Source organism: Bradyrhizobium liaoningense (assembly GCF_018130955.1).
Lineage (GTDB): Bacteria > Pseudomonadota > Alphaproteobacteria > Rhizobiales > Xanthobacteraceae > Bradyrhizobium > Bradyrhizobium liaoningense_C.
On sequence record NZ_JAFCJM010000082.1, the window covers coordinates 21,023 to 28,499 of the forward strand.

Sequence of the window (7,477 nt, forward strand, 5' to 3'; positions counted from 1 at the left end):
GCTTTGCGGTCTACTTTTCCACGACTGAAACGACCGTTCCGCAGGATAGGCACTTGTAGACGGAGACCGCGGGCCTGTTGCCAATTTGAGGCAACGTTGCCAACAGTGTCATCTGCCGCCCGCATTTCTCGCACAGTGGCGTTGCGTTGGGTCGTCGGAGCCTTGGGGCATCACAAAAGACTGCCGCATTTCAGTTCCGACTCTTATCCGGAGAAATACGGAACTCGATCGATGGCGGCCTAACCGGATCATTCGCGTCCAATTATCGCATCCAGCAATCCTGCGGTCAGCCGGGAGGAACGAGCGCCGTCGGAGCGGTTGATCCTTTGGGTCCTCGCGCAAATGCGCGGCCTGTGTGGCTCCGCCCCTAAATCTTCAGAAGCCCCGAAAGGCGGGGCTGCGCTCATGCGAGCCGAGCATTTCGTTGTTCGTGATCGCGAGCCGCATGGATATGAGAGAAGCTTCGGCAATGACGGAAGCCTCCGGGCTAACAGACGCGCAGGGCGGCATCGAGCAGGCTTCCGCAGCGAGCCCGGAAGCGGGAAGGGAGCCTCGTCCGCTCCACGCGCCTTCGCCAGACGACGCGAGGCGCCTCGCGGATCAGTTGCGCAGGATGACCATCAAGGCTCCATTGCAGTCGCTCGTCGTCGCGTTCCTGCTGGGGGTCTGGGTCGCGCGTCGACGTTTAGGGTGGACCTGAAAGCTTCATGGCAAGGAAGCTCAGGACATTCCAGACCTCGTTGGGCTTCTACGATCTGGCGATCGCGGCGCCATCGATGAAGGCGGCTCTGGAGGCGTGGGGCAGCAACCTCTTCCATCAAGGCGTCGCCAAGGAGACGGACGACCCCGACGTGGTCGCCGCGACCTTTCCAAGCCGGCAGGATCGAACGGACTCTTCGCTGAGCATTCCGACCTTCGGTCCGACCTCGAATCCGACGGGGCTCGGCGGGCAAGGCGTCGGGCGAAGCCAGCGACACGAGCGGCTCCTGAGGTCAGCGAGCGGGCGGCCCGAAAAGCGGCCGCCGATTTCAAGAAGGAGCAGAAGCGCCGCGCAGCCGAGCGCCGGCGCGAAGAGACCGCCCGAGAAAGGGATCGCGAACGGAGGGAAAAAGAGACGGCGAAAGCCCAAGCGGCGCTGGACAAGGCCGAGCGCGAGCATGCGAAGAGGGCCGCGGCCATCCAGGCCGAGGAGAAGCGCTCACGGGCTGAGGACGACCGCTGGGACAAGGAAAGAGAACAGCTGCAAACCGCGCTGCGGCGTGCGCGCGACTGAGCGGGAAGACGGCTTTAGCCATCGTGACCTCTTGCGAAAAAAAATCTTGTCGGGTCTTGAAACTTTTTGGCCCCTTCCAAATTTTTTCGGCGTCGCCATGGCAGCGGCCGGGACGCCCTTCGGGGTCCCGTGGAAAGAGACGGGCGCCGGACGGTGTCCGGAGCCTGCTCGTACCCATCTTGCTCCAAGGAGGATTTGGATATGAGGTATGATTGGACTCCGCTCTGGAGGTCGACCATCGGGTTCGACCGCCTTTTCGACGTTCTCGACGAGGTCCAGCGGACCGCCGAAGAGACCTATCCCCCCTACAATATCGAGCGACTGGACGAGAACCGCTTCCAGATCACCGTGGCGCTCGCGGGCTTCACGCCTGACGAGGTCGCGCTGACGGTCGAGCAGAACGACCTGACGCTCGAGGGCCGGAGAAATGAGAAGGAAGAGAAGACCTTCTTGCATCGCGGCATCTCGGCGCGCAACTTCAAGCGCCAGTTCAGGCTTGCCGACCACGTCGAGGTCAAGGGCGCCCGTTTCGAGAACGGCTTGCTGGTGATCGACCTGCAGCGGGAAATCCCCGAGTCGATGAAGCCGCGCCACATTCCGATCGGCAGCGGCAACGTCACCCAGATCGAAGCGAAGGCCGCCTGAACCTACGTAGTCAATCGGTCCCAGCCGCGCGGGCTTTCCCGCGCGGCGCAGCTCTCACTCGTCTTTGAAATGGAGGCAGCCATGCGGCCGACGACCGCACACGACAACGTTTTCGATTTCGATTACCTGCTTCATCCCGGCACCAAGTTCGAGCATCCGAGGGACGTGGTCTCTCACCCGGGCCTCACCCTGTCAGAGAAACGCGCCATCTTGGCGTCTTGGGCGTCCGATGCGTCCGCGATTGCGTCCTGTCCCTCGCTGCGGGCTCCAGAAGGGCTAAAGGCGCCGGTCACCATCGACCAGATCCTTGAGGCGCTTTCCGCATTGGACGACGGACCTCGGAATCCACCAGGCGGCAAACCGATGCGTGTTCGATCGACCGAGCGACGCGCTGCGGCCTGACCGGAGGATAACGTCATGAAAAAAGCAACATCGCATCTGGCGAACGATCAAACCATCGCCCGCACGCTCCAGGCCTGGAAACCCGCGAAGTCAGCAAGAACCGTGATCCATTCGCCGGTCAATCTGGCTGCCGAGACGGCCGAGCTACAAGCGCGTGCGTGGAATGCCATCAAGAGGGCGCGAGATGCTCTGCGGCTCCCGGTGCCTGACACGTTGCTCGGCCGCCGGCATTACGATTTCATCCCGCCACCAGTTGAGCACAAGGACTGACGACGATGCTCGATGCAGCTTTGACCCGCATGCGCGCGCACCGTAACAACATCCACCGCTACCGGCGATTGCTTCGGACAAGACTGTCCGACCTAGAGCGCCAGTTCATCGAAAGACGTCTGGCCGAGGAGCAGACGGCGCTGGACGCTCTGGCCGCCGAAACCTTCCGGATCGCATTCACCATTCCGGGGGAGCAGCAGGCGTCCGCCAGCCTGGGACGCAACCATGAGCGACGAGTTCCGGGCAGTATCGGGCGGATCGCCGCCTAGGCGCGGCGGGGCTCAATCCCCAGGGCACTCCGGGCAGGTGTCGCTGATCGAATCCAGCACCTCGCGGATTTCGGCAGCAGCCTGATCCGGAGAGACGCCCGGCGGGGATCGCAGCGTGCGATGTCGAGGGCGCGCTCATGAGCGTGCGGATCGGCGCGGTCCTGCATCCAACCGTGCTCCTCGCATTCGCGGATGGCGGCGGCCTCCTTCAGTACTGAGATTGCCCATCCGCGAAGCGTGCGGATCGCCGGTCGCCTTTCCATCGTCATCAGCATCGAGATCACTCCCACCGGGACGAATCCTTGTGCCGCCCACGTCGTTCCGGGCGGTTAGCACAGGCAGGGATTCGAAATTGAGGGAGCTGCTGCTTGTCCACCTGTTCCACCTTCTTGTGCACAACGGCTTCTAGGCCGCCGAGGCGGGATCTTCCTTCTCGCGCCTGTCGCCACGATCTTCAGCGCATCGTCCGGCAACGGCCGCTGCAGCGCCTTGGCTTCATCCCACGGCGCGCGCATCCAGACATCGCGCTCCTCGTCGGTCGTAGGATCAGCGGCATCGCCTTGGGATGGATCAGCGCAACCACGGCTTTCGATGCCGGAAGCTATAAACAAGGTGCGGCCCACTGATCGGCTTGGACTTCGTGCCGCGCGGTCGCCCGGCGCCCGCGACGTGCGTCTGTGTCCTAATTCCCACACTCGCGACCAAAAGAGCGTCTGTTTGTCGCTTTTCGGACCGACAGGCCAAATCCGCTCGGTTCCAACTCCACTATTGGAAGTACTCATCGGTGGGGAGGCGAGATGGAACGTTCCCTGATGACGCGCGACAAATATGTCGAGCGATGCAAGCAACGGGCCCTCGATCATCTCGACCGAGGTGATCTTAAGAGCGCGGTCACCTCGTTTGTCGGCAATATGAACGCGCGTCCCGATTGCGAATTGCCACACTACCTAGCAACCCTTGGTGCTTCGCTGCTAACGGCGGACGATGCGCTCGGCTGGAGGGCGCTCATTGAAGGATTGAGGTGATGGTCCAGTAAAGGCGGGCCTTGGAGCCGTGGGCATGACGCACTACCGAGCTTACCTTTTGGATCAGCACCACCACGTTATAAGCGTGGCCCATTTGCAATGTGCCAACGAGCAGGAAGCACGAGAACGTGCTGAGCAGCTAGTTGATGTCAACGATGTCGAGCTATGGCACCTCGATCGCCGTATTGCGGTGTTTGAAGCCGTCACAAGCCGAACCTCGAAGCCGCCGGCGAAGGCAAGGTCACGGCGCCCTCCAGACAAATGAAGCGTGTGTGAAAGTTCAGCGCCATCTCAGCTCCTGCTTCGGCATTGTGATCACGTGCGCCGATGCTCTAGAGGTTTCACCTAAGAACACAAGCCGCCAACGCACTCGCCCTAGTTCAATCCCTTCTCGGTAACGCGCAAGCTGCGGAAGTAATAGCCTTGTCTCTGAACGGCTAACCTGATCTCGTCGCTGACTTTGCAAACCCTCTTTCTGCTCTTGCGCCACTTCTGCCTAGGACCAAGCACGGGTATCGCTGAGCCTGTGCCCAGGACGAGCAAGTCGCGTTTATCGTTGCGATAGACATCAAACATCTTTCACCCCACTCATCGTGCTGAAGTAAACAATGAAATACTGTTCGATCTCGACCAAGCAGCTTAACGTCTCAGATGTCCACGCGGGTTGTAAATGTGCAACGCTCGCCGTATTCGGTTGGGAACGAATTGATGCAAGCCCCAAGCGCATCAGCGTCATCTCGATCCGGCTTGCGCGTTGCGGATCACGGGAGCTGGATAGTCAGGACAGACGCCGGGGCATGAGCTGTGCTAGGATGGCGGCTTGGTTGGTCGTGATGCTGTAGAGGTTGCACATTACGTGCGGAGACTACCGAGAATAGCCGCAAACGCCAAGACCCACTTGCAGAATGGTCTTACTTCTCGAGAATGCCAATATCGGTGTTGCCCAAGTTCCTCATGGCGCGTTCAGCGGCGGGCATATCCACCGCGTTGTCACGCGAGGTTGGAGCCTGAGTAACCGAGGAAGCATCCACGTCGCCGCCAGTCGCTGCATGGCTGTGCGCATCGCCCAGGTTGGGACCGGAGGAGCCCGCCGTGCCGTCGTGCACAGAAATATTCGTTGGTTCGTCACACTGCTTTCCATTCTCACCAGTTTGGTGGGCCCATCTTGTTTGCGGGGCAGGGGATGAAGCGCCCGCCCCGATCGCCCACGAAGCGCAACTGGCAGCGGCTGGCTGCTCATACGCTTGAGAAGGTAAGGACTAAATAAAGGAGCCGGCGGAAGCGATTCCCGCGGGCATCATTTTCCCGCGCAGAGCCGGTCGCGGCATAACTTCGGTGGATGCAAATCGCCTTGCAGCCAGCGGCCAAGGGCCTTGGAATGCATAGGATCCTCGTAGGCGGCACGGATTGTAAGTACGTGATTGCAAACGGCGCACTGGAACCTGTGCAAGTCCACGCCTGGGCGTTCTGGTTCGATGCTGACGAGCATCATCGAAGCTTTGCACCTCGAACAAGCGGGGCGCTGAACTGTGATCGGTGGAATGGCGGACTGCCGTTGAGGTTGGGCCATGGTGCCTCCCTACGCTTCGGCGGGAGCGCAACACTCTCAGTCACCGGCAAATGCCAGGATGCGGAACGGTGATAGCCTAAGTATGCGCCGCAGCGACAACGCGAGTCAATTCAGGCACCCTTAGCACCGATCGGAAGCATAACCGTTGGCTGGTGAGCCATGCCAAGCGGCTGAGGCGGTGATCTGGAGGCCCGCCGGTTTCACGCGTTCAATCGCAGGGTAAGGTGCGTGATTACGCGCGTGGCAAAACCCTGCCCAATATATCCTCAGGCCGGAACCTAATTACCGGCGTTAGCAGCTTGGCAGGTCCTTGATGCGACACCCGGCTGGAGCTGGCCTCGCAGCATCCACCTGCAGAGCCCCTGTCGGTCGTTTCGGCAGGGGCTCGCCTCGGCCCATGCGTTCCAGCCCATCAAACCAAAGGCCGCGAAGTACCCATGACGAAGGTGGTTTTCGCTTGCCCTCAATGTGGAGCGGCTTTCGTTGCTACGCAAACGCGCCGCGAACTCAGTGGCCCGCGGCGCTTTATTTGCACACACTGCCAAACCGTCGTGCACTGGTGGGATGAAAGCATCGACTATGTGGATTGGGGGCCTGCCCCTCGTTCTGGCAGCGGTGAGGAAAGCTGAGCTTCCTGTTGTCGGTGGGGCGCCAGGCTTTCCCCGACGCCCCGGTTGCCCGAAGCCAACCCTACGGGGAGCGATTGGCTTGGGCGCAGGAAAGAGATCAGTCGGGGACGTAAAAATTCCCGGCTGTCGGTCTCGCACTCATTCTTCGAACCGGTTGGTCACACACGAGCGGTCACCGGGCGGACGCCGGTTCACGCTGGCGGCTTTGCATTCGCTAGGCCTCAAGGCTCGGAATGGCGAAGTTTTTGCAGATTGAGGCAAAGGCGCTTTTTGCTTCAGCGTCCTCGAAACAAAACCGCATTCCCTTGTCTGCTCGCTCGATCCACCAATCAATCTTGCTTCCCCTCGCAATACGGGACGCCTCGGCACGCAATTGATCTAGTTGTCTTCCGTAAACCCGGACGATCACACTATTTTCCATTGCTCGAAACCCGTTAGGTCGGAGTCTTAGAAAGATTGCGCCGTAGGTCTGAATGAAGATTCCTGCGGGCCCCGAACAGAGTTTAGCAAGCAACTTGCGAATTTTATGTGAAGAGGTTCCCTCGTGAGGGAAGCTCCACTGCGCCAAGCCGAAAGCCAACTCTAGAGCTCCCGCTCCATCGCAGGATGTTGCTGGTCTTCACCTTGATCCAGAACTTCTGCCGGCCGCCGCGGTAAGGGCGCGCAGATCATCGCCGCCCATCGCGAGAATGTCGAAGGCGTAGAAGCACTTCGTGGTCGTGCTTCCGGAGAGTTCAGCGCGTTGAAATCGGAAATGCTTTCGCCAGTTCTTCAGCGCGGCCGCGGCGATCCAGGGGTAGCGCTTGGTCCACTCGCTGCCACGGGAGTGCAGACGCACACGATCGTTCTCCCGGATGACCAGCATTCGGTAACCGTCATGCTTCACTTCGTGTATCCAGTCCGGCCCCAATGGGACCTGCTTGCCGGCGGTCGCCAGGCAAAGCTCATACGGTATGCGCATGCGCGGAGCCGGCACAGAAATTGCGAATTTTGCGAGGTGCCTGCAGCCACCGCATGCCTCAGGTCGGAACCGCCGCGGACAAGATGCTCAGTCGTCCGGCGCCTCGCGGCCCTGGACGGTGAGTTCGTATCGATCGCCGTACCGACAACCCACAACGGCCCGTCGCGGAGGCGCCAAGTAACCAATCTGCTCCCATGCGCGAATCGGTAAGCCCTAGCCTCCTAAGATCGAATTGCGTGGCGTTCTAGTTCGGACTCGCTATTGCCACCGATCAGCGCTGAGCGCGATGCCAGCGACGCGACGGAGGACCTCGATGGCAGGTCGTGAGTTGGAAAGGTGCTCTACCTTTCCGATCGTTTGAGTCATGTTCAATAGAGCTAGAGTTTCAGAAAGTCACCTTAGAAGGCCAAGCGTTCCGGTCACCGTTCAGCCG

9 protein-coding genes and 2 pseudogenes are annotated in these 7,477 nt (G+C 60.5%); 7 read left to right on the forward strand and 4 right to left on the reverse strand.

What is annotated here, in order from left to right:
- Nucleotides 1–430 precede the first annotated feature (430 nt).
- The 6 genes and pseudogenes from JQ632_RS35530 (at nucleotide 431) to JQ632_RS35550 (ending at nucleotide 2,859) form a co-directional block, all read left to right on the forward strand.
- Nucleotides 431–700 (forward strand): hypothetical protein, encoded by a 270-nt coding sequence (locus tag JQ632_RS35530; RefSeq protein ID WP_312015702.1) that lies wholly within the window; start codon nucleotides 431–433, stop codon nucleotides 698–700.
- Between the two features lie 7 nt (nucleotides 701–707).
- Nucleotides 708–1,273 (forward strand): annotated as a pseudogene (locus JQ632_RS39835) (cell envelope biogenesis protein TolA).
- Nucleotides 1,274–1,474: 201 nt separating this feature from the next.
- Nucleotides 1,475–1,918, forward strand: a complete 444-nt coding sequence (locus tag JQ632_RS35535) for an Hsp20 family protein (RefSeq protein ID WP_212407371.1) — start codon at nucleotides 1,475–1,477, stop codon at nucleotides 1,916–1,918.
- A gap of 81 nt (nucleotides 1,919–1,999) precedes the next feature.
- Nucleotides 2,000–2,320, forward strand: a complete 321-nt coding sequence (locus JQ632_RS35540) for a hypothetical protein (RefSeq protein WP_212407372.1) — start codon at nucleotides 2,000–2,002, stop codon at nucleotides 2,318–2,320.
- Between the two features lie 15 nt (nucleotides 2,321–2,335).
- Entirely contained in the window at nucleotides 2,336–2,590 is a 255-nt protein-coding gene (locus JQ632_RS35545) for a hypothetical protein (RefSeq protein ID WP_212407373.1), read from the forward strand.
- A 5-nt stretch (nucleotides 2,591–2,595) separates the two neighbouring features.
- The gene (locus tag JQ632_RS35550) at nucleotides 2,596–2,859 is read left to right on the forward strand and encodes a hypothetical protein (RefSeq protein WP_212407378.1); all 264 of its coding nucleotides are present in this window, start codon (nucleotides 2,596–2,598) and stop codon (nucleotides 2,857–2,859) included.
- A 12-nt stretch (nucleotides 2,860–2,871) separates the two neighbouring features.
- Here JQ632_RS35550 and JQ632_RS39840 read toward each other — a convergent pair.
- Nucleotides 2,872–3,134: pseudogene (locus tag JQ632_RS39840) on the reverse strand (hypothetical protein).
- Nucleotides 3,135–3,656: 522 nt separating this feature from the next.
- Here JQ632_RS39840 and JQ632_RS35555 point away from each other — a divergent pair.
- Nucleotides 3,657–3,884, forward strand: a complete 228-nt coding sequence (locus JQ632_RS35555) for a hypothetical protein (RefSeq protein ID WP_249152771.1) — start codon at nucleotides 3,657–3,659, stop codon at nucleotides 3,882–3,884.
- Nucleotides 3,885–4,259: 375 nt separating this feature from the next.
- Here the strand turns inward: JQ632_RS35555 and JQ632_RS39850 are convergent, their stop codons facing one another.
- The 3 genes from JQ632_RS39850 to JQ632_RS35565 all read right to left on the reverse strand — a co-directional run bounded on the left by JQ632_RS39850 (nucleotide 4,260) and on the right by JQ632_RS35565 (nucleotide 7,044).
- On the reverse strand, nucleotides 4,260–4,460 hold the full coding sequence (locus JQ632_RS39850) for a hypothetical protein (RefSeq protein ID WP_249152772.1): 201 nt from the start codon (nucleotides 4,458–4,460) through the stop codon (nucleotides 4,260–4,262).
- Between the two features lie 1,837 nt (nucleotides 4,461–6,297).
- Entirely contained in the window at nucleotides 6,298–6,663 is a 366-nt protein-coding gene (locus JQ632_RS39855) for a hypothetical protein (RefSeq protein WP_249152773.1), read from the reverse strand.
- A gap of 39 nt (nucleotides 6,664–6,702) precedes the next feature.
- Nucleotides 6,703–7,044 carry a hypothetical protein gene (locus JQ632_RS35565; RefSeq protein ID WP_249152774.1) on the reverse strand — a complete coding sequence of 114 codons (342 nt, stop codon included), beginning with the start codon at nucleotides 7,042–7,044 and terminating at the stop codon, nucleotides 6,703–6,705.
- Between the last annotated feature and the right edge of the window lie 433 nt (nucleotides 7,045–7,477).

What these genes read in the sequence shown, in the direction of transcription:
- JQ632_RS35535 (WP_212407371.1), top strand. Translation starts at nt 1,475, where the DNA reads ATGAGGTATGATTGGACTCCGCTCTGGAGGTCGACCATCGGGTTCGAC.
- JQ632_RS35540 (WP_212407372.1), top strand. Translation starts at nt 2,000, where the DNA reads ATGCGGCCGACGACCGCACACGACAACGTTTTCGATTTCGATTACCTG.
- JQ632_RS35545 (WP_212407373.1), top strand. Translation starts at nt 2,336, where the DNA reads ATGAAAAAAGCAACATCGCATCTGGCGAACGATCAAACCATCGCCCGC.
- JQ632_RS35550 (WP_212407378.1), top strand. Translation starts at nt 2,596, where the DNA reads ATGCTCGATGCAGCTTTGACCCGCATGCGCGCGCACCGTAACAACATC.
- JQ632_RS35555 (WP_249152771.1), top strand. Translation starts at nt 3,657, where the DNA reads ATGGAACGTTCCCTGATGACGCGCGACAAATATGTCGAGCGATGCAAG.
- JQ632_RS39850 (WP_249152772.1), bottom strand. Translation starts at nt 4,460, where the DNA reads ATGTTTGATGTCTATCGCAACGATAAACGCGACTTGCTCGTCCTGGGC.
- JQ632_RS35565 (WP_249152774.1), bottom strand. Translation starts at nt 7,044, where the DNA reads ATGCGCATACCGTATGAGCTTTGCCTGGCGACCGCCGGCAAGCAGGTC.